Origin of the sequence: Leptothoe spongobia TAU-MAC 1115 (genome assembly GCF_018739885.1) — a bacterium.
Classification (GTDB): Bacteria; Cyanobacteriota; Cyanobacteriia; order Phormidesmidales; family Phormidesmidaceae; genus Leptothoe; species Leptothoe spongobia.
In genome coordinates this window covers 88,543-108,232 of sequence record NZ_JADOES010000001.1, presented here as the reverse complement: position 1 = coordinate 108,232, position 19,690 = coordinate 88,543, and the positions used below count along the sequence as shown (strand labels likewise).

Annotated in this window: 22 protein-coding genes and 3 tRNA genes; 12 read left to right on the top strand and 13 right to left on the bottom strand. The window is 48.3% G+C overall.

Annotation, left to right across the window (positions count from 1 at the left end; genetic code table 11):
* Window positions 1–103: 103 nt before the first annotated feature.
* Window positions 104–177: transfer RNA gene (locus tag IXB50_RS00560), tRNA-Pro, on the bottom strand.
* Window positions 178–283: 106 nt separating this feature from the next.
* Between IXB50_RS00560 and IXB50_RS00555 the strand changes: the two genes are divergently transcribed.
* A complete protein-coding gene (locus IXB50_RS00555) occupies window positions 284–706 on the top strand; it encodes a DUF4332 domain-containing protein (RefSeq protein ID WP_215606977.1) in 423 nt (140 codons plus the stop codon).
* A 15-nt stretch (window positions 707–721) separates the two neighbouring features.
* On the opposite strand, the gene IXB50_RS00550 is transcribed toward IXB50_RS00555, so the two are convergent.
* Complete coding sequence (locus IXB50_RS00550; protein WP_215606976.1) at window positions 722–1,243, bottom strand: GNAT family N-acetyltransferase; 522 nt, start codon at window positions 1,241–1,243, stop codon at window positions 722–724.
* Window positions 1,244–1,665: 422 nt separating this feature from the next.
* Here IXB50_RS00550 and IXB50_RS00545 point away from each other — a divergent pair, with 422 nt between their 5' ends.
* Together IXB50_RS00545 and IXB50_RS00540 are read left to right on the top strand one after the other, a co-directional pair.
* Window positions 1,666–2,391 (top strand): hypothetical protein, encoded by a 726-nt coding sequence (locus tag IXB50_RS00545; protein ID WP_215606975.1) that lies wholly within the window; start codon window positions 1,666–1,668, stop codon window positions 2,389–2,391.
* Window positions 2,392–2,508: 117 nt separating this feature from the next.
* Window positions 2,509–3,387 carry an alpha/beta fold hydrolase gene (locus tag IXB50_RS00540; protein ID WP_215606974.1) on the top strand — a complete coding sequence of 293 codons (879 nt, stop codon included), beginning with the start codon at window positions 2,509–2,511 and terminating at the stop codon, window positions 3,385–3,387.
* Here IXB50_RS00540 and tsaD read toward each other — a convergent pair.
* The gene (gene tsaD, locus IXB50_RS00535; protein ID WP_215606973.1) at window positions 3,377–4,429 is read right to left on the bottom strand and encodes a tRNA (adenosine(37)-N6)-threonylcarbamoyltransferase complex transferase subunit TsaD; all 1,053 of its coding nucleotides are present in this window, start codon (window positions 4,427–4,429) and stop codon (window positions 3,377–3,379) included. The genes IXB50_RS00540 and tsaD overlap by 11 nt on opposite strands.
* Window positions 4,430–4,708: 279 nt before the next feature.
* Between tsaD and IXB50_RS00530 the strand changes: the two genes are divergently transcribed.
* Window positions 4,709–5,209: a Photosystem I reaction center subunit III gene (locus IXB50_RS00530; RefSeq protein ID WP_215606972.1), complete on the top strand. Its 501-nt coding sequence runs from the start codon at window positions 4,709–4,711 to the stop codon at window positions 5,207–5,209.
* Window positions 5,210–5,300: 91 nt separating this feature from the next.
* A complete protein-coding gene (gene psaJ, locus IXB50_RS00525) occupies window positions 5,301–5,414 on the top strand; it encodes a photosystem I reaction center subunit IX (RefSeq protein ID WP_215606971.1) in 114 nt (37 codons plus the stop codon).
* Window positions 5,415–5,530: 116 nt separating this feature from the next.
* Here psaJ and IXB50_RS00520 read toward each other — a convergent pair whose 3' ends face one another.
* Genes IXB50_RS00520 through lpdA form a run of 3 tightly spaced genes read right to left on the bottom strand, consistent with a single transcriptional unit; the run spans window position 5,531 to window position 8,139 of the window.
* Window positions 5,531–5,767 (bottom strand): DUF5340 domain-containing protein, encoded by a 237-nt coding sequence (locus IXB50_RS00520; RefSeq protein ID WP_215606970.1) that lies wholly within the window; start codon window positions 5,765–5,767, stop codon window positions 5,531–5,533.
* Between the two features lie 60 nt (window positions 5,768–5,827).
* Entirely contained in the window at window positions 5,828–6,709 is an 882-nt protein-coding gene (gene trpC / locus IXB50_RS00515) for an indole-3-glycerol phosphate synthase TrpC (protein WP_215606969.1), read from the bottom strand.
* On the bottom strand, window positions 6,706–8,139 hold the full coding sequence (gene lpdA / locus IXB50_RS00510; RefSeq protein ID WP_215606968.1) for a dihydrolipoyl dehydrogenase: 1,434 nt from the start codon (window positions 8,137–8,139) through the stop codon (window positions 6,706–6,708). The genes trpC and lpdA overlap by 4 nt, the downstream gene beginning before the upstream one ends.
* Before the next feature lie 467 nt (window positions 8,140–8,606).
* Here lpdA and IXB50_RS00505 point away from each other — a divergent pair, with 467 nt between their 5' ends.
* Window positions 8,607–8,834: a hypothetical protein gene (locus IXB50_RS00505; RefSeq protein ID WP_215606967.1), complete on the top strand. Its 228-nt coding sequence runs from the start codon at window positions 8,607–8,609 to the stop codon at window positions 8,832–8,834.
* On the opposite strand, the gene IXB50_RS00500 is transcribed toward IXB50_RS00505, so the two are convergent.
* From IXB50_RS00500 to IXB50_RS00490, 3 genes are all read right to left on the bottom strand, one after another.
* Window positions 8,822–9,610, bottom strand: a complete 789-nt coding sequence (locus tag IXB50_RS00500) for a TrmH family RNA methyltransferase (RefSeq protein ID WP_215606966.1) — start codon at window positions 9,608–9,610, stop codon at window positions 8,822–8,824. The genes IXB50_RS00505 and IXB50_RS00500 overlap by 13 nt on opposite strands.
* A 104-nt stretch (window positions 9,611–9,714) precedes the next feature.
* On the bottom strand, window positions 9,715–9,894 hold the full coding sequence (locus IXB50_RS00495; protein ID WP_215606965.1) for a hypothetical protein: 180 nt from the start codon (window positions 9,892–9,894) through the stop codon (window positions 9,715–9,717).
* 73 nt (window positions 9,895–9,967) lie between these two features.
* Window positions 9,968–10,051: transfer RNA gene (locus IXB50_RS00490), tRNA-Leu, on the bottom strand.
* Window positions 10,052–10,294: 243 nt separating this feature from the next.
* On the opposite strand from IXB50_RS00490, the gene murA reads away from it, so the two are divergent.
* The 4 genes from murA to IXB50_RS00470 all read left to right on the top strand — a co-directional run bounded on the left by murA (window position 10,295) and on the right by IXB50_RS00470 (window position 13,294).
* Complete coding sequence (murA, locus tag IXB50_RS00485; RefSeq protein ID WP_216867549.1) at window positions 10,295–11,680, top strand: UDP-N-acetylglucosamine 1-carboxyvinyltransferase; 1,386 nt, start codon at window positions 10,295–10,297, stop codon at window positions 11,678–11,680.
* A gap of 26 nt (window positions 11,681–11,706) precedes the next feature.
* On the top strand, window positions 11,707–12,597 hold the full coding sequence (locus IXB50_RS00480) for a M48 family metallopeptidase (protein ID WP_326520691.1): 891 nt from the start codon (window positions 11,707–11,709) through the stop codon (window positions 12,595–12,597).
* Window positions 12,576–12,658: transfer RNA gene (locus IXB50_RS00475), tRNA-Leu, on the top strand. Before IXB50_RS00480 ends, IXB50_RS00475 begins: the two co-directional genes overlap by 22 nt.
* A gap of 153 nt (window positions 12,659–12,811) precedes the next feature.
* Window positions 12,812–13,294 carry a hypothetical protein gene (locus IXB50_RS00470; RefSeq protein ID WP_215606964.1) on the top strand — a complete coding sequence of 161 codons (483 nt, stop codon included), beginning with the start codon at window positions 12,812–12,814 and terminating at the stop codon, window positions 13,292–13,294.
* Window positions 13,295–13,309: 15 nt separating this feature from the next.
* On the opposite strand, the gene rimM is transcribed toward IXB50_RS00470, so the two are convergent.
* Both rimM and IXB50_RS00460 read right to left on the bottom strand, forming a co-directional pair.
* Window positions 13,310–13,882, bottom strand: a complete 573-nt coding sequence (gene rimM, locus IXB50_RS00465) for a ribosome maturation factor RimM (RefSeq protein ID WP_215606963.1) — start codon at window positions 13,880–13,882, stop codon at window positions 13,310–13,312.
* Window positions 13,883–13,916: 34 nt separating this feature from the next.
* Window positions 13,917–15,179, bottom strand: coding sequence for a valine--pyruvate transaminase (locus IXB50_RS00460; protein WP_215606962.1), 1,263 nt, complete (start codon window positions 15,177–15,179; stop codon window positions 13,917–13,919).
* Between the two features lie 113 nt (window positions 15,180–15,292).
* Between IXB50_RS00460 and glgP the strand changes: the two genes are divergently transcribed.
* Together glgP and IXB50_RS00450 are read left to right on the top strand one after the other, a co-directional pair.
* Window positions 15,293–17,419 (top strand): alpha-glucan family phosphorylase, encoded by a 2,127-nt coding sequence (gene glgP, locus IXB50_RS00455; RefSeq protein ID WP_215606961.1) that lies wholly within the window; start codon window positions 15,293–15,295, stop codon window positions 17,417–17,419.
* On the top strand, window positions 17,416–18,273 hold the full coding sequence (locus tag IXB50_RS00450; RefSeq protein ID WP_215606960.1) for a Tab2/Atab2 family RNA-binding protein: 858 nt from the start codon (window positions 17,416–17,418) through the stop codon (window positions 18,271–18,273). Before glgP ends, IXB50_RS00450 begins: the two co-directional genes overlap by 4 nt.
* A gap of 32 nt (window positions 18,274–18,305) precedes the next feature.
* Here IXB50_RS00450 and IXB50_RS00445 read toward each other — a convergent pair whose 3' ends face one another.
* Window positions 18,306–19,202: a hypothetical protein gene (locus IXB50_RS00445; RefSeq protein ID WP_215606959.1), complete on the bottom strand. Its 897-nt coding sequence runs from the start codon at window positions 19,200–19,202 to the stop codon at window positions 18,306–18,308.
* The gene (locus IXB50_RS00440) at window positions 19,199–19,681 is read right to left on the bottom strand and encodes a hypothetical protein (RefSeq protein ID WP_215606958.1); all 483 of its coding nucleotides are present in this window, start codon (window positions 19,679–19,681) and stop codon (window positions 19,199–19,201) included. The genes IXB50_RS00445 and IXB50_RS00440 overlap by 4 nt, the downstream gene beginning before the upstream one ends.
* Window positions 19,682–19,690 lie beyond the last annotated feature (9 nt).

The window sequence follows — 19,690 nt, the reverse complement described above, 5'->3', positions numbered from 1 at the left end:
TTCGCGATTGGTACTCGCATTAAATTAAATAAATGTTAACGGTTCTATTGTCCCATGAGGCAACTTTGGCTTCAAACGTACAAGCCACTTATCAAATATGTAATCGGGATGACAGGATTCGAACCTGCGACATCCTGCTCCCAAAGCAGGCGCGCTACCAAGCTGCGCTACATCCCGTTGTCAAAAGCACCCTAGAGCAATTACTCTGCGGAAGAACTAGTGTAGCAGATTAACAACCTAACATAACTCCTTCGTTTGATCCATGGAGGGCTAGTCTCGAACCATGACATTACATTCAATCCAATTGAAAAACTGGGCTATCGAGCAGCTGCCAGGAATCCCTGACGATCAACAGCAGCAGCTAAGAGCGCTTAATATTATCACCACACTTGATTTACTCAAGGTGACCCGTAGTCAAGCCGCGCGTCTAAAACTTGCGCAAAGGCTGAATTCCCATGTCAAGCACATCAACAAGTGGACAGCTCTAGCCAAACTTGCCTGTATTCCTAGCGTTGGTTGCCAATATTGTGGACTCCTGCTCCATGCTGGCATTAGTTCACCCCAGCAACTTGCCCTACTACCCGTAGCCCAGCTTCATGCTCAACTTAAGCGGCTACAGGTGAAACTAATGCAAAGAGCCGACCTCAGCCCAGATACAACCCAAGTCTCCCAGTGGATCGCTGAAGCCAAACAGCTATGCAGATAACGTTACTGATTACCCCTACTCCGGATACCAAAACATGCCTTTAATTCCTTCTGGATCCGGCATGAAGCCTAAGTTTTTATAAAAATTAACTACCTGGGGATCGGCAAACAAGGTGACGTTACTAATATCTTCACTACGCAATTTTTTGATCAACTGATGCATCAAAGCTTTACCTAACCCCCTACTCTGATAGCTAGGATGAACAACTACATCCCAGATGGTCGCATTGAAAGCATGATCCGAGGTGGCCCGCGAAAACCCAATCAAACGCTTGCGAGCTCCCTGCAACTCCCACATAGTAACTACCAAAAAACTATGTTGAATGGCTTTTTTTACCTTACGCAAGGGGCGACGTGACCAACCAACAGAATCACAAAGCTCTTCAAGTTCGTACAAATCAATATTGCGATCTGTACTAAAAACAATACGAGCTGTCTGCTCAGAACCTGTCGTGTTTATCGCATAATCATCAGAAACAGCTTGCGTGGGCACTGATGAAGCCTCGGTTGGACTAAATAAGCTTTTCCAGAAACCCATGCATATAAAACGGTTGGAAAGATAAATTCTGTCTTAACTCTAGCAGTATAGGTCTATCCTTTCCTAGGAGGGTAAAAACATTGATTTAGAATCAATTAAAACTTAAGTACCAATCGGTCTTAAGTACCAATCGGTAAACTTGCGGGCAAGCTATTACTGCGTCGATCTGAAAACCTTGGGTACGAAGATAAATGTAAGTCACGAGTTGTGAGTGGTTGAGTTCCGTGCCGCCGACTAAACCGACATACTTAACCCCAAAATTGAGACTGACAGATGACTAGTTTTCCTATCGACACGGCACGCTGATGAGATTACTTTGGATGCTTGAGATCAATAATCGGAACTATGAAAAACTGGTCGATCCCTCCCAAGCAATACATCAGGCAATCAATCAGTACAACTAATGCAGTTTCTGAATATATATGGCAGCCGGATTAAAGACATCGACAGTAGAGTTGCTGAAGCGCTTCAATCGAGCGTTCCCGCAATTTTATGAGCAATTTGTCAGTAGTGAAATTCAGCTACAAAATTTACGGCTTGCCTATCAGCTCTATAAGACCAAAAAAGCAGTCATCGAAATTAAACCGGAAGGTAATCGCAGTGCCCTCCATTTTGCATATCGCAATCAATCGTTTTTACTCAGCGATATTTTTGGTGTACTAACAGCCTACGGCCTGACCATCCATAGCCTTAGCCTGTATGGGCAGATATATCCACCCATGTTGGTATTTGTAAAGCTGGTCGTTTCACGCGGAGGCAAGGCTCTGAGTGAAAAAACTGCTGACAATACCTGTCGAGCTATTCGAGAGGCCCTAGCCGGTCGCTATGAAGTCGAAGAAATGCTGAGCGTTGAGTTTAATCTCAATGCTGGCTTAGAAAAAGTTGAAACCGAATTTTATGTCGATCCCGTCTTCCATTTACCCGCCCTCCTGATCGAAGCAGATAATCAACCAGGCCTGTTTTACAAAGTCATGTATGCCATCTGGCAAGAGGATCTACTGGTGGTGAATGCTAATCTATTGGTATGGCGCGGTCGTACTCGGTTGATTTTGTACCTCTTGGGTCCAAATGAGAGTCTAATCCCAGAATATTTGGGTCATAAGATTGCTGAAGGCATGCGTGAGCGTTTGCTGGGTGGTCTCTATTGACAACGCTTGGATGTTTGTATGTTGGTTTTTATCGCTAACGTTGGACTCTCTTAACCTAGAAAAGCTCTTTGGGACTGGTTCACGTTTGAATGTCGTTGTGCGAATTCTATCTTCACCATGGTGGTGACACCTGTCTTCGGAGTGCCCCATGTCTATGATTTCACTCCCCATTTATTTTCAACTTCTCCCCCTCATCGTTCAGTGCTGGTGTGCATCCATGGCTGGTTGCTAAGTCGGGCTTACTGGCAACCGTTAATGCAGCAACTTGCCCCAGATATTGCTTGTTTAGCCTACGATTTACGAGGGTTTGGAGATTCTACTCAGCAGCTTTCAAGTCGCTCTGATATTTCAGAGATGGCAACCTATGGCCTCACGGCCTATGCTCATGATCTCAATGCCTTATTAGAAAAACTGGAAATAGATCATGTGTGGTTGATGGGGCATTCCTTAGGCGGCAGTATTGCTCTATGGGCAGCCCATTTGTTTCCAGAACGGGTCAAGGGAGTTATATGTGTCAATGCTGGCGGTGGAATTTATATCCACAATGCCTTTGAAAAGTTTCGCAATGCGGGTAAACAAATGCTGGAAAGGCGTCCTCAGTGGTTACAGCACTTGCCTGTCCTGCCCTGGATATTTGCCAAGATCATGGTGCAGCAACCCTTGAGCTACCAGTGGGGCAAACAACGCCTTATAGATTTCCTGCGGGCAGATCCAGAAGCAGCGACCCAATCCCTATTGGCCTCAACAACTGAAGATGAAGTACATCAGCTTCCCAACATAGTGGCACAGCTATCTCAGCCTGTATATTTTGTTGCCGGTGAGCAGGATACGGTAATGGAGCCTCGCTATGTCCAACATTTAGCCAGTTTTCATCAGTTTTTTCGACAGGGGCAGCAGACGGTAGTGACCTTCAAGCAATGTGGACACTTTGCCATGCTGGAACAGCCTTTGGCCTTGGAGACCAAGGTGCGCCAATGGTTATTGACTAATGGCTAGTCTGATATAGCACGGCGACTTGTTCTAGGGGCAAACGGGAGTAAACTTCCAGATCTAGACTAGAACGATGCCCCCGATCAAAATGCTCACTGGCTGCACAAGCAACCATCGCTGCATTGTCAGTACAGAATTTGAGAGATGGCACATACACCTGCATCCCTTGATCGGCAGCTGTCGTGGTGAGCACCTGACGCAGGCTGCTATTGGCAGCAACACCACCACCCAGAACAATGGCGGGCAAATCTTGGTCCTGCGCACAGCGAAGCGCCCGCTTGGTTAATGCCCGCACGACAGCATATTGAAAACTAGCAGCAATATCCACCACTGGTAGAGGGTCGATGCCATCGGCCTTGAGACGTTCTATCAATCTTAGAACTGCCGTTTTTAGACCACTAAAGCTAGCGTCGTAGGGGTGATAGCCTCCCTCTGGCAAGGAAATATTTCCCTCTGGCAATCGAAATGCTTTGGGATTCCCTTGCTGAGCCAATCGGTCCACAGTGGGACCACCGGGATACCCCAGGTCCATTAACCGAGCGACCTTATCGTAGGCTTCACCTGCCGCATCATCTCGCGTTTTTCCTAAAACCTTGTACTGGCCGCAGTCATCGACACGGATCAAACTGGTATGCCCACCGGATACCAGTAGGCAAAGAAAAGGTGGCTTTAGTTCTGGGTGCTCTAGATAGGCTGCATAGATATGCCCTTCTAAATGATGGGCTCCTAAAAAAGGCTTTTGATGCACCATGGACAGAGTTTTGCCAACGCTCATACCCACCAGCAGTGCGCCCACCAATCCTGGTGCACAAGTCGTCGCCACTGCATCAATATCGCTCCAGGCTAAGTCAGATTTGCTGACGGCCTCCTTCACTGTGTCGCCAATGGTGAGCAAATGCTCACGGGAGGCTAGTTCAGGCACCACACCGCCATAGCGACGATGCAGGTCAATCTGTGATGCAACGATACTACTGAGCACTTGGCGATCGCAAACGACAGCTGCTGCTGTTTCATCACAGCTTGTTTCAATTGCTAAAATCGTCGCCATGGGTCAAATGTGTCAGCATGTAAAGTCTTGTGAGCAATTCCCCTGTCAGGGTTTGGCAGAAAGGTATGATCCCTGAGAGTCAAGTAGATCCTTAATTTAGTTCACGTTGGTTCAGTTTTTATAACTACTTAAAAAGTAGCGAAACACTACGTTGAGCTTCTGTGAAAGCATTCATCATGTTATGGCTATGCTGGATTCAGCTTTACGGTTGTCAATCTAAATTAAGAGAATCTCTGAAATCTATTTTTTGTCTTTTGTAAAACACAAAGGAAACACTCTATGCGACGGTTGTTTGCTCTGGCTCTAGTAATCTGCCTCTGGCTTGGCTTCGCAGCACCTGCTTCTGCTAGTCTAGCTGGGGACAACGTGGCGGGTTTGACCCCCTGTGGCGAATCTGCAGCGTTCCAACAACGTGCTTCTGCGGCTAAAACAGACGCTGCGAAAGCGCGTTTTGACTTTTATGCTAATTCCACCTTGCTCTGTGGGGAAGATGGCCTGCCTCACTTGGTGGTAGATGGTGATTTAGGTCACCTGGGTGAATTTGTCATTCCTGGTATCCTCTTCCTCTACATTGCTGGCTGGATTGGTTGGGCTGGTCGTTCTTACCTGATTGAGTCTCGTTCTGCTAAGAAGCCTGAAGAGATGGAGATCATCATCGATACTGGCTTGGCTATCAAGTCTTCCTTAGGTGGTGCTGCATGGCCTTTGGTTGCATTCAAAGACATAGCATCTGGTGCAATGTTTGCGAAGGATGATGAGATCACTATTTCACCTCGGTAGGTGATTCAACTTACGGGTGTAGTTAGACTCGTTGGCTACACCTAAGTTTGATTATTATTTTTGACCCGACTTTATTTAGGAAAGAATTCCCATGATGAAGTATCTGTCTACAGCTCCTGTAGTAGCTGCAATTTGGATGACAATTACGGCTGGCATCCTGATTGAGTTCAATCGTTTTTTTCCTGACCTTCTGCTTCACCCTTAGGGATGTCGTGTCTAGGTCATTCTCTTAGAGATTAGAAAAAACAAACTACCCCCCTGAAGCTCAATGCTTCAGGGGGGTAGTTTGCTCTCTAATTGTGCTGGGACGCCGTAGCCAGCTTAAACGCTTGGTTTTTCATTCAATGACCAGTGATATTCCACGGATAGATTAGAAACTCTGCAACTTGCCTCTAACTGTTTTTGTTGAGACATAGCTTTGCGTAGAGTAATGATCAATTCATGCAGCTGTTCCTTTTGAGGGGAGTGCTGATAAATAGCGGCAGCAGTCTCACGTTCTAGAAGCTGTAATAGGAGTTCGTAATGAATATGTGATGGCAGGGGAATAGGGCGATCCATAGTCGGAAAAATCAGAGTAAGGAACCTGAAACTGGTAGAAAATGAACGACCTACGGTCGCTTAGGCCATGAGTTGACCAATAGCCGCGCCGGGATCAGCTTGTCGCATTAGCGACTCACCCACCAAAATGGCCTGGGCTCCGGCCTGGGAAACCTGAGCGACATCATCTGGTTGATGAATACCAGACTCACTGATAAACACAATCTCCGCAGACCTGGCATGGGCTGTTGCCTGAGCTAAGAGATCGCGAGTAGTCTCTAAACTTACCGAAAAGTCTTCAAGATTACGATTATTCACTCCAATGACGTTTACGGATTCTAAGGTTAGCACCCGGTCTAGTTCTTCAGCCGTGTGAACTTCTACCAGGGCTGTCATCCCCAAAGCTTTGGCAATCCGAGTAAAGTAACCCAGGTCTTTATCTGACAGAATAGCCGCAATTAGCAGGACAGCATCGGCTCCGTGGATCCGTGCCTGATAGATTTGGTAGGGATAAATGATGAATTCCTTACAAAGTAATGGAAGCTTTACAGCCTGACGCACCTGGGCAAGATAGTCAAAGCTTCCCTGAAAAAATTTACGGTCGGTGAGTACAGATAGACAAGTAGCACCGCCTTGCTCATAGGCAGTTGCGATCTCAACTGGATCAAAGTCCTCTCGAATCACTCCCTTGCTAGGAGATGCCTTTTTAACCTCAGCAATCACAGCCGGAGTCGTCTGACCATGGCGTAATGCCTCAGCAAAATCTAACGGAGGTGCTATTGCTAGTACCTTTCGTTGCAGCTCCGATAGGGGGGTCTTTTCCCGTAGGCGTGCCACCTCTGCCTCCTTCTGCCACACAATTTTCTCAAGAATATTGTGGGGCTCACTATCAGGCACTTTCACCTGATAGCGCAAGGTATCGACAGCTACAGCCGGATTGGGATGACGTCGTCTGATTTTCATGCCATCACCTCGGCCCGCTTAAAGGCTTCATCCAATACCTCAGACAGGGTGGGATGTGTATGTACGATAAAGGATAGATCCTTGACCGTTTGCCCCTGGGCAATAGCATTAGCTACCTCCTGAATCAGGTCTGCTGCATGAATACCAATGATATGGGTACCTAAAATTTCCCCCGTATCCTTGCGGTAGATTACCTTAGCCAAACCGTCAGATTCATTTTCTGCCAGTGCCTTGGAATTAGCCTTGAAGTAGCTACGTACAGAACCAACCTGGAAACCTTCAGCCGCAGCCAACTCCTTAGCGGCAGGTTCTGTCATTCCCACAAAGCTCACTTCTGGATGAGTAAAAGCTGCTGCCGGAATACTGCGATAGTCAACAGTGCGATGATTTTCCAAAATATTTTCAACAGCTACCACACCTTGCGCAGATGCCGCATGGGCCAACATCATCTTGCCAGTAGCATCGCCAATGGCCCAGAGATGAGGAATGGGTTCACCGTCGCGCAGAACCGCCATATGATCGTTGACGGGGATAAACCCACGGCGATCAGTTTCAATGGCTAAACTTTCCAGACCCATATTCTTCGTAGCAGGAATCCGTCCAGTTGCCACCAGGCAGGCATCTACTTCTAGGACATCGACAGTTTCCTTCGTTTTCAAATCCGCTAGTTCGATGGTCACGGGTGATCCAGGGGTAACCGTTTTGGCAATAACACCCACATGAGTATCGATATCTCTGGGATCGATGAGTACTCGCTTAGCGATTTTGGCAATGTCTGGATCAAATGTAGGCATCAGCTGTGGCAGTGCCTCAATCATACTGACCTCACAACCCAGGGCTGTATATACATCGGAAAACTCTAAACCGATGTAGCCGCTACCAATAATTGCTACCCATTGAGGCAACCAGTCGAGCTTGATCGCTTCGTCACTGGTAAATACAGTTTTACCGTCAGTTTCAATTCCTGGTGGTACAAAGGGAACCGACCCTGGTGACAGCATAATATCTTTGGCGGTGTAAGTTTTTTCGCCATCAGCATTAGTCACGGTGACTTTTTGGGCACCAGCCAGTTTGCCCCAACCATGAATCGTATCTACACCTAGGCGAGTGAGGCTATTGGTGAGATCCCCCTGGATTTTACTCACCAGATTGCTGGCATGATCGGCAATGGCAGAACGTTCAAACTGCACATCCCCTACCTGAATTCCAAAGGACTGTAGATGATGTTTATCCCGTAGTTCACGCACACGACCGGAAGCAGCTAGCAGAGCCTTCGATGGAATACATCCCCGATTAACACAGGTACCTCCCATATCTGCTGCTTCGATAATGGCGGTCTTTAAACCACTTTTCACAGCGTGTAATGCTGCGCCATGGCCACCCACACCGGCACCCACAATGATTAGGTCGTAATCAAAGGACGAACTCACAACGATCTCCTGTTTTCAGCACATTAGCGACCCCCTTAGCCAACGATATGGGTAACATAGGGGCAAAGTACATTCTCAACTAGATCGTGGATATTAGACAACTTGAATATTGAGGAATTATTTTGCCGTTGCTGATCCTCGAGAAGATTTCATCTGAAAGCTACTGTCCTATGGCATTTCTAATAGAGTGATTCATCTTCTAAATCAGCGACGGCATTGTTTCCAAGTCCTTGATATTCAGTGTCTAACGCCATCCCTGTAGAACGGATCTATCCTGGTTGGACGGGTTCCCAGAGGACTATCCTCCTCACATAATGATTGATTATTTTTCTAGTTTTCTTGAAATTGGAACATCTTGGCTAGAGTTTGATTCACAAATCTCATTACTAATAGCTCCCTAAATCAATTGCCATGATTAGACTCATCGTCAGTCATGGCAGTCAGGGGCGACTAGCGAGGCAGGATTTATGGACAAACGTCATCAGCTACGACAGTCTGCTGTGGCAGACTTTATGCAGTCTTTAGAGCACTTGGACGAGCTTTTGGGAGAGCCACTTGTGGGAGAAAGGGAAGAAAACGTGTTGCCGGACAGTGGCTCCAAAGCATCTGAGCCAGAGAATGCCAAAGTGCTTCCACTCAGTTCTCATGCGACCCAAAACATCCAAACCACTCAGCCCAGTTCTCAACAGTCCTGACGCTGACGTTTGGCTTCATAGAGTAGTACCGCAGTTGCGATCGCAACATTCAAAGATTCCACCCCAGCCGCCAGGGGGATTTTAACGTGATGAGTCGCCAGTTCCATTGTCTGTTCAGATAGCCCAGCCCCTTCATTACCCATGAGAAATATCGTCGGCTGTCGCAGATCTAGGTCCCAATAGTCCAAGGAAGCTACTGGCGTGGTGGCCACAAGCTGAACACCTAGTTCCCCCAATCCCTCTAAGGTGGGGACGGTCTGGGGAGGTAATCGAAACCATTGTCCTGCTGTCGCTCTTAGCACTTTGGGATGATCCACATCTACACTGTCAGCCGTTAGCCAGATGCGATCGCACCCAGAGGCTACTGCAGTGCGAATTACCGTTCCCAAGTTGCCAGGATCCTGTAATCGCTCAAGTGCTACTCCCAGGGAGACAGTTCTCGCAATCGTTGGTATATCGTACCGTTGAGCAATAGCCACCACACCATCAGGACTTACGGTTGTACACATGCTGTCTAGGACTTCAGGCGTAACCAAACGGATGTCGGTGGTAAAGCGTTGCAACAGATTCAACAAATCAGGATGGGCACGACACCAGTCCTCCGTTGCCACCACCTGATTCAGGGGATACTTAATCGCACAAGCCTCCTGTAACAGATGGGTACCCTCTAGCAAAAACATATTTTGGCGACGTCGCTCCTTTGCCTGATGGAGCTTACGAAACTGCTTGGCCAAAGGGTTCTTAGTGCTGGTAATTGTTGCAGAGGTTTCTAACATCCAGACGTTATTGTGGGCTACGGTTCTGATTACCTACATAGCCCTAAACTGTCAGCTGGGCAGTGAAGTAACACTACTACCGTTCAGCCGTTCAGCAAACGCTACTAGACCATGGATATCTTCAAGACTTTACTTTTCTGAGCATTGGCTGAATAGTCAATGCCATTTTTCTGAGCATTGGCTGAATAGTCAATGCCATTTTTCTGAGCATTGGCTGAATAATCGATAAAAAAGTCTGAATAAATAAGAAAAACTGAATAATAGCACTGATATCCCCTAAACATAGAGGTGTTTTGACAGACGTATAAATTCGGACGTCTGAACGCGCAATCAATCCAACTGGAAAAAATTAGGGTATGCGGAACCCGGGACTTGAACCCGGAAGTCCTTGCGAACACTAGAACCTGAATCTAGCGCGTCTACCAATTCCGCCAGTTCCGCACAAGACTACAAAAGCAGCCATAGCTTCTTATCGTCTAGCAAGGAGAGTGATTCGTCAATACCCATTTTTTCGTAAAACTCATCGTGTTTTACATTTCAGAAAATCTAAAACATCTGTAGAGAGACAAAAGGATATTAATATGACTTAACAAATAAGTACTTTCAGATAGAATCATCACCAATATTGACAAAACTGGTTTTCGTGTCAATTTTGTGTTCTTGTGTGGCTGAGTCTTAACTTTATTGAATTCGGAGGACAATCCCATCAATACCTCACTTCAGGCTGATAAACGCTCCTCCAGCGAGTCTGCACCTGTCATTGAAATCTGGGGCAAACGCCCCTTGGACGGCCACATTCCCATCAGTGGGGCAAAAAACTCGGCTTTAGTCGTCATGGCAGGAACCATCCTGTGCTCTCAGGACTGCCGAATTCGTAATATTCCAAATCTGGTTGACATTGGCCGTATGGCAGACGTGCTTAAAGCACTGGGCGTCAAGGTATCTCGTGATGGCGATACTCTTGATGTAGATGCCAGTGACATCAGTCACTCCCGTGCACCATACGAAATTGTCAGTAAACTCAGAGCCAGTTTCTTTGTCATTGGTCCTTTGCTGGCTCGCTTGGGTGTGGCCCGTATCCCTTTGCCTGGAGGTTGTGCTATTGGTGCTCGCCCTGTAGCTCTTCATATTCGTGGCTTGCAGGCTCTGGGTGCAGAAGTCCACATGGACCATGGCATCGTCCATGCCTATGTGCCGGGTAGTCGTGGTCGACTCAAAGGCGGCAAAATTTATCTGGACTATCCCAGTGTTGGAGCTACAGAGACGCTGATGATGGCTGCTACCTTAGCTGAAGGAGAAACCGTCATTGAAAATGCGGCTCAAGAACCAGAAGTATTAGACTTGGCCAATTTCTGCCGTGCCATGGGAGCTCGTATTCGTGGTGCTGGCACCAATACCATTACCATTGCTGGTGTTCCGAGTCTCCACTCTACTGACTACGGCATCATCCCAGATCGGGTTGAAGCTGGTACTTTTATGTTGGCTGGGGCCATGACCAAGTCCCCCATTAGCCTATCGCCCATTATTCCCGAGCATTTAACCCCCATAATTGCCAAGCTGGCTGAAGCTGGTACCAAAATTGAGATGGAAGGTCATAGCCGAGTCCGAATTGTGCCAGGTCAACGCCTCTTGCCCGTTGAGATTGAGACTCGTCCCCATCCAGGGTTTCCTACGGATATGCAGGCTCAGTTTATGGCTCTAACTACCCTGGCAGAGGGAAACAGCGTCATTACAGAAACTGTCTTTGAAAATCGCTTACAGCATGTAGCTGAGTTTAATCGGATGGGAGCAAATATTCGCCTCACGGGTAATACTGCCGTCATCCGTGGAGTGCCCTTTTTATCAGGCGCACCAGTCACTGGCACTGATCTGAGAGCAGCTGCAGCTTTACTTGTAGCAGGTCTAGCTGCTGAAGGTAAAACCACCCTGCACGGTCTGCATCATCTAGATCGAGGCTATGAAAATATTGAAGCTAAGCTGACAGCTGTGGGTGCGAAGTTACGACGTCGTGTTCAGGGTGAGGATACTACCATCACTGCAGTCTCTAAGGAGCGGCCAGTTGTTGTTTAGGGTAGGCCCGCTACACTATAAGCGTAGTGTTAGACATCAGTGAGGTGGATAACGTGGATGATAAGTCTATTTTGACCGGATTGCGGGCCAATCATTTCCGCCATCCTTTAGATTTGCAAGCCACTGAATCTCTTAAGCAATTGCCAGGTCTAGGCCTGGCAATACGAACCTTGCTGAGGCCGACAGTAGAGCATTTTTTTTATTTGGAAAATATTGCTACTAGCGTTTTGGTAGGGCCTGATCAGCTCCCCGATATCTACAGTCTGCTGGTTGAAGCCTGTCAAATTTTAGATATTGAACAGCCCCAGCTGTATATAAAGCAGCATCCGATTCCCAATGCCTATACCTTTGCCATGCGGGGCAAGCAACCCTTTATTGTGGTCCATACTGCATTGATTGAACTGATCAATGCCAAGGAACTCCAATCTGTCATTGGTCACGAATTGGGGCATCTCAAATGTGATCACGGTGTCTATCTAACCCTGGCGAATCTGATTGCATTGGCGGCTAGTCAATTGCCCTTGGGGCCTGTTCTAGCGCAAAACTTACAAAGCCAGATTATGGAATGGGTCCGCTGCGCTGAGTTTACTTGCGATCGTGCTGCCCTTCTTGTCAGCCAAGATTCTCGTACAGTGGCCTCGGTATTGATGAAACTGACCGGCGGGTCTGCTACGCTCTCGCCCCAACTAAATCTGGATGCTTTTCTGGCCCAGGCCCAGGCCTATGAAGATCTAAGTCATGACCAGCTTGGTCTTTTTCTCAAGCAAATGCGTACTCAGGATCTGACTCATCCGGTCCCAGTCTTGCGGGCCAAGGAAGTCACCCAGTGGCATAGCACCCAAGATTATCAAAAACTCCTACAAACGCGCAGTATCAACTATAATGTTGAAGCTACGGGCGGATGGCGAAATTGGTAGACGCACCACACTCAAAATGTGGCGGCCTTTGGTCATGCGAGTTCGAGTCTCGCTCTGCCCATTGGAATCAAAATCGATTTCCCCTGTGGGGACGTTCCATGGAACGTCCCCACAGGGGAAATCGCGTTTTAAGGTAGCGGGAATTCATATAATTTTTTGGGAAATCTAGACCAACAGAAGACAACACAATGCCTCGATAGGCACTGAGGGAAGGTTGGCTAGTTTATTCCAGTTGGGTCACTCCCAAACCAGCGCCACGTTTTATCACGTTCATCTATCAACCCATCAAGAAGAATTTCTGTTTGGCGAACGCCTGGGTGAACATACCCAGCTGAATCCTTCGGGGCAGATTGCAGCGGATGAATGGCGACAGATCGCTGCTGCTCATCAGCGGGATATAGCACTAGATCTTTGGACAGTCCTACCCAATGGTGTACGAGCATTAGTAGCTGTGGTCAACAATGAACCACCCAGTCTGCGCCAAAGCCCACTAAAACCGCGTGCCCTCTCCTCATTTGTCGCGGGATTTAAGGCGGCAGCGGCTAAACGCATCAATCTTGTCAGAGGCGTGCCGGGCGCTCCTGTATGGAAACGAGGATATCAAGAGCAACGCATCAATGATCCCAAAACCCTGGAGCGGATTCGACGATTGCTAACCAGCCAGGCCCATGCAGCTGGATTGAGGATAGAAGGTTGAATGACCGACCCAACCCTAGTCAATTAGGCCAGCCGGTGGGGTAATTTCAATCCGTCTTTGGGCTAAGTCAACCACTGGCACAATCGCTTCCACAAAAGGAATGAGTACAGTTCGAGGCTTGTCTTGAGGCGCATGTTCAAGGCTTGTCGGAATCAGCGTCACTTCTAATAAATCATTCCCAGCCCGATAAACATCGATCACTGTGCCGATCTGCTCTCCAGTAGTCTGTACAATAACGGCCAGGCCCATGAGATCTCCCACATGAAATTCCCCTGGCTCTAGCGGTAGACGATCATCAACCGTTACCAACAACTTGGCATCCCGCAACGCCTCTGCCTGATCTCGATGATTAATCCCAGCCAGTTTCAGAATATAAAGACCTTTCCCATCTTGAAATCGACCCTTAATCAGCTTGATCGGCTCTGGGGTTGAGCTTCCAGACTTGAGCAACCAGCGCTGCCCAGGCTGCTCAAACCGTTCTGGAAAATCGGTATCTGGATAGACTCTAACCTCGCCATTGAGACCATGGGGGCCAACAATGCGGCCAATGGGGAGCCAATCGATTTCGGCAGTTTCAGGAGAAGGCATGGGTGTGTTTTTGATTAAAATTACGCTACCTTGGCTACCCTTGCCCATAGACTTCCTCGGTCAAGTTGGCCAGCCGACGGATTGCAATCTCGATTCTCTCAGCTGTATCCGTCAGGCTAATCCTAAAGCACTGATGCTTATGCTCCCAGTCATTTCGTAGACCAGGAAAAAAGGGACTCCCAGGAACAATGATCACCCCATATTGCTTAAGTGCTTGGTAGAAGGCTTGATCGTCCATCGGTAGGTCCTGGAGCCATAACCAGGCAAAGATAGAACCTTCAGCCCGATGGAGATACCATGGCACATCGGGCATCGTTTCATCCAAGGTGGACTCGATCACCGCAAATTTTTGTTGGTAGTGGGGACGAATGGCAGTTTTAGAAATCTCGGCTAACGCTCCCGAGGCAATGGCCTTAGCTGCAATGGCTTGACCATAGCGGGAGGAATGGATACATAGATTGGTCTGGAATGATTCTAGGATGCGAATTGTGGCCGCATCGCCAATGGCAATGCCCACCCGCTCACCAGGCAGTCCCGCTTTCGAAAGACTTATACCATGAACCACATTGGGGGCTAACACGGGCGTCATCTCAGTAAAATTTAGGGCTGGGAACGGCGGCGCATAGGCAGAGTCAATAAAGACAGGGACATTGGCTGCCAGTGTGGCAATACGTTTTACCTCATCATCAGAAAGGACATTGCCGGTAGGATTACAGGGGCGGGAAAATAGGACAAACCCAGTCTGTTCAGTAATGGTCAGCTGACTAAAATCTGGTCGGTACTTAAATCGGTGAGCAGCGGTATCCACCTCTAGGGTGGGCTGATAGGCTCGTACAGCTTCCGGATAGAGTGAAACACCACCATAGCCTGTGTAGTCTGGACTCAGGGGTAAGATAATTTCCTTGAGCTGTCCCTCGGTCGTATAGCCGCCAAAGGAATTGGCGGCCAGAAAGTAGAGGGACTGACTACCGGGGGTAATCAAAATATTCTCGGGTTTGAGGCTGAGGCCATAGCGCTGATTGAAATCGGTTGAGATCGCATCAATCAGAGGTTCATAACCACGGCTAGACCCATATCGACAGACCACTTCCCCATAGTCTGAACTGGCCAGTAAATCCGCTGTACAGTCGCGCCACAGCTGCTCCACCTCCGGCAAAATTACCGGATTACCCGCGCTTAAGTTAATAAACTCTGCAGACTGGCCCGACTGCAGAGTTTCGATGATATCTTTCATGATTGCCCGCACCCCTGTGAGGTGGGACATTTGTTGACCAAATTGGGTAAGTATTGGGGCCATAGTCAGGATTTAAGACTGGTTTACTATATCGCAGTAGGTCTGCACCCATTTTGAGCTGATCGCCTTGAGCCAAAGCCCCATTTCCTGTTATCTACCTCCTCTTGGAAGAGCCCATGAATCTTCGTCGCTCCCTCAATACCAAGCTTCCTCCTCCCCTGAAGCCATTGACCCAGTTTATTTACAACTACTGGTGGAGCTGGACATCAGAACGCGGCTCTCTATTTCGAGTGTTGGCTCCCGATTTATGGCAAGACTGTCAGCACAATCCCGTGGCCTTAATGCAGACCATCACTCCAGAACGGCTATGGCAGCTGGCAGAGGATCCAAATTATCTCAAACGACTGCAAACACTATCAACCGAATTTCAAACTTATCTTCACCGTGACCATACCTGGGCCCAGGAAGCAGCCCCTAGTATCACTGCCGATAACCCGGTGGCCTATTTTTGTATTGAGTACGGTATCCATGAATCATTGCCCCTATATTGCGGTGGCCTTGGTGTATTAGCAGGCGACCATCTTAAATCTGCCTCAGATTTGGGACTCCCCATGGTGGGGGTAGGGCTCCTCTATCGCCAGGGATATTTTGCCCAACGACTTAACCGCAGCGGTTGGCAAGAAACCCACTACCGGAACAATCATTTTGAAAGCCTTCCGCTGACTCCGGTCTGCAATGAGCATGGTCAACGACTCAAGATTCGAGTGACTATTCGTCAGCGCATGGTTAAGGCCCAGGTTTGGCAAGTCCAGGTGGGGCGCAGCTTACTTTATCTATTAGATACAGATGTAATTGAGAACGATACTGATGACCGTCAGATTACAGCACAGTTGTACAGTGGCAAGCCCGAGAGACAGCTAGCTCAAGAAATTCTTTTGGGTGTGGGTGGTGTACGTATGTTGCAAGCACTGGGTATCGAACCAGCGATTTATCATCTGAACGATGTTCATGCTGCCTTCGCCCTATTAGAGCTGGCTCGGTTTGAGTTAGAGCAAATGGGTGGCACCCTAGACGATGTCAAACCCTATGTTTGCGATCGCACTCTCTTTACCACCCATACTCCAGTGCCGACAGGTCAAACTTTTTCCGTAGACATGATGGAGGACTACTTTTCTGACTACTGGCCCAGGTTAGGGCTAGAGCGTGCAGAATTTTTAGCCCTGGGAGCCCAATCCTCAACCCCTAATGTGTTTAGTATGACCGCTCTAGCACTGCAGCTCACCCGGTCAACTAATGCGGTGAGTAAACGGCACGGAGAGGTATCCCGCCAACTCTGGCAAAATTTATATGCTGAACGCTCGGACAAAAAAGCGGCTATTGGCTATGTCACCAATGGTATCCATGCTCGTAGTTGGATTGCTCCCCTGTTGGAAGATCTATACCAGGATTATTTGGGTAAACACTGGGCCGAACGCATCAGCGATCCTGAAACCTGGAGCAAAATTGAGCATATCCCTGATGAGCGGCTGTGGCAGCGACATCAGATTCTCAAAGCCCGGTTGATCGCCTATACCCGAGATCGCGTGCTCAAGTCCAGACAGGAGCGCAAAGAATGCTCTGACGATATCAATGCAGTGGAACGGCTGTTGGATCCCCAGGTGCTTACCCTCGGATTTGCTCGCCGCTTTAGCGATTACAAACGAAGCGACCTGATTTTTCGTGATCTCAATCGACTCACCCGTATTTTTTCTAATCAAAAGCGCCCGGTACAGCTCATCCTAGCGGGCAAGGCTCGCCCCAATGACACTGCCGGAAAGCGGATTATTCAACGCATTGCGGAATGGAGTCGTCATCCCGATTTGCGGGACCGGATTGCCTTTATCGAAGACTATGACATGTATACAGCCAAGCTGATGGTCCAGGGCATTGATCTATGGCTCAACACCCCCCGTCGTCCCTTAGAGGCATCGGGTACCAGCGGTCAGAAAGTGGCCCTTAACGGTGGCATCAACTTCAGTGTGCTAGATGGCTGGTGGTGTGAAGGGTACAAAGCCCACCTCAACGGCTGGACCATTGGTGAAGATGCTGAAACAAGAGATCAAGATGTTCAGGATACGATAGATGCAGAATCGTTTTACGCTCAGCTAGAACGGGACATTGTGCGGTTATATTACGATTGCGATCGCAACCACGTTTCCCATGGCTGGGTGAAACGAATGAAAGCCTCCATTCGCACCATTGCGCCTATTTTTAATAGCGATCGCATGGTGTCTGACTATGTCAATCAGCTCTACATTTCATGAGTCCCCCCTGGCAACTTGACTTCTATCGCCGTCCCTTAAAAAACGCTGAGAAAAATTCCCTATGGGAGTTATTGTTATGCACTCCCGACATGGGATTTAGCTATGCAGAAACCTGCCCCCAGTCAGAAGCTGATGCCATGTGGCTACGTCAGCAGCTCAAGCAAGCGATCCATCGAGCGGGCTATCGGCCTAAGGAACTGCATGTTTTTCGTCCTCAAACCCAGACCCTGGCTGAAGTTGCCTGTCGAGAACTGGATATTCCCGTAGTCGCTAAACGTGGCTTGCCTACGCTGAAACAGTGGTTACGACAGCGCGCAGCCTGGTACCCGAATCTCAAAACTTACACTGGGGAGACCTATTCTCCTTTTGCTATTGAGCGTTCTACACCGGTACCTTTACCCGATAATCTCTGGGGTGAAACCTGGCGTTTTGCAGGATTATCTAATGCTGATTTGCTGCGGTTTCAGTACGAGGCGATTCCCTTACGTTCAGTGCCTAAAGAGCTACTGCCGTTAGAGATTGGTCTGTCTAGCACTGTATTGATTCCTGGCGTGGTAATTGATGGTGGTCGACGAGCTATGGGTCTAGCTCAGTGGTTAGCATCAACGCGACCTGCTTTTTTGAAGTACATGGCGGGGCAGCCAGACGGACTAATTTTGGAAGCGGGGCTTTGCGATCGCTTCGTTCTCACAACGTTTGAAGACACCGATGTACGCGGTGCCGCCAATGTCTTTGAGCAACGTAAAGCCACAGCAAAAGGATTACATTTTCTGCTCATCCGTCCCGATGATTCAGGCATGACCTATAGCGGACTATGGCTGCTGCAAGAGTCACCTGATACCGAGATAGGCTAAGTCAGGGATTTGCGGCAAGACGGTCTGACAAATTACGATCCAAAAAATATTTTTTGAAGCAACCAGAAAATTCCTTGGGGTAACGGCATCCAAATGGGCATTAATATCAGCAATCCCAAATAAATACGCGCAATAAAATTACTCTTGACTTGAATCAGCCCCATTACCATCAGTAGGGCTGCAAATCCCAGCACGGGAATCACTGTATAGGTCGTAATCACGAACCCAAGTAGCAACCAGTCTCGCTTATTATGCAGCCAGCGGAGTTCTGTTAGCAAAAAACTGGCTGCAACTAATCCCTCAATCAAAATCGTCCAATAAGACAGCACCAAGCTCACAACTGCCATGCGGGGTGTTGATGCCAGCTGCTGCGGGTCTAAAACAGCGGCTGATGCCTGCATGGTTTCAAATATCTGACGATTCTCAGCCAGGGTGCTCAAGTCTAAACCACCAAATAAGACAGCTCCCATTGCCAGACGACTATCTAGCAGAAACGTCAGATGCAAAAACGAACCGTCTAAATATTCCCCACCTAGAAATTTCCAAAGCGTGGCGAATAAAAAACATAGACCAATTAACCAGCGGGCATTCCACCGCAGTACCTGCTTAGGTGTCCGACTCCAGACTGCGATCGCACACACCAACACCCAATAGGTATAGAGATATTCATGGTTCACCAAGCTAGACCAATGCCACAGGTTGTTTACAACCAGGCATAGACCCATGGCTAGCCAGGCCCAGGGCTGACGCACCAGCGGCGAATACAGCAGCATCGCTAACGCCAATAGCTTTTCTGGCAACATGGTCCAGCGCCAGTGATCCACACCGTGGAGTAAAAGCAAAATCGTCGTCAGCCGTAGCACCAAAATATATATGGGTGGCTGCATCAGATGACTCAGCCAAGCGTTCCATTGATTGACCAACTTCATGGCTGAACCTCAACCGGAGCAGTAATCGGCTTATAGGCAATAGACTCGCCGTCATACACCAATCGCCAGGGCTGCAATTTAAGTTTTGAATCACAGCCTTTTTCGCGATTGGTCGCGTAAAGCTCAGCAATGAGACTCTGGGACTCTAGGGAGAGCAACTTTTTGCCCATACGGTGCAGCCCGGCCTCAGTGGGAAAGGTGCTGATATGAGTGTAAGTGTCTTGACTCAATAACCCAGGGTAGTCAGCCATAACTTTGGTCAGCAGAAAGCTGGAAGTCTGGCTACAGTCAATCAGCTGGGTAGTCACCACACGCCGCTCATCTCGATCAATGGAGGCAAACATGCCAAAACCACCTCCATGCCACGGACTTAGACCAGCTGTATGGACTAAAATAATCTGTCTTAATGCAACTGTGGTCAATAACAGGGGAACGGCACCTGTTTTGAGAAATTTCAGCAGTGAATACTTGAGAATCATCGAGCGGTC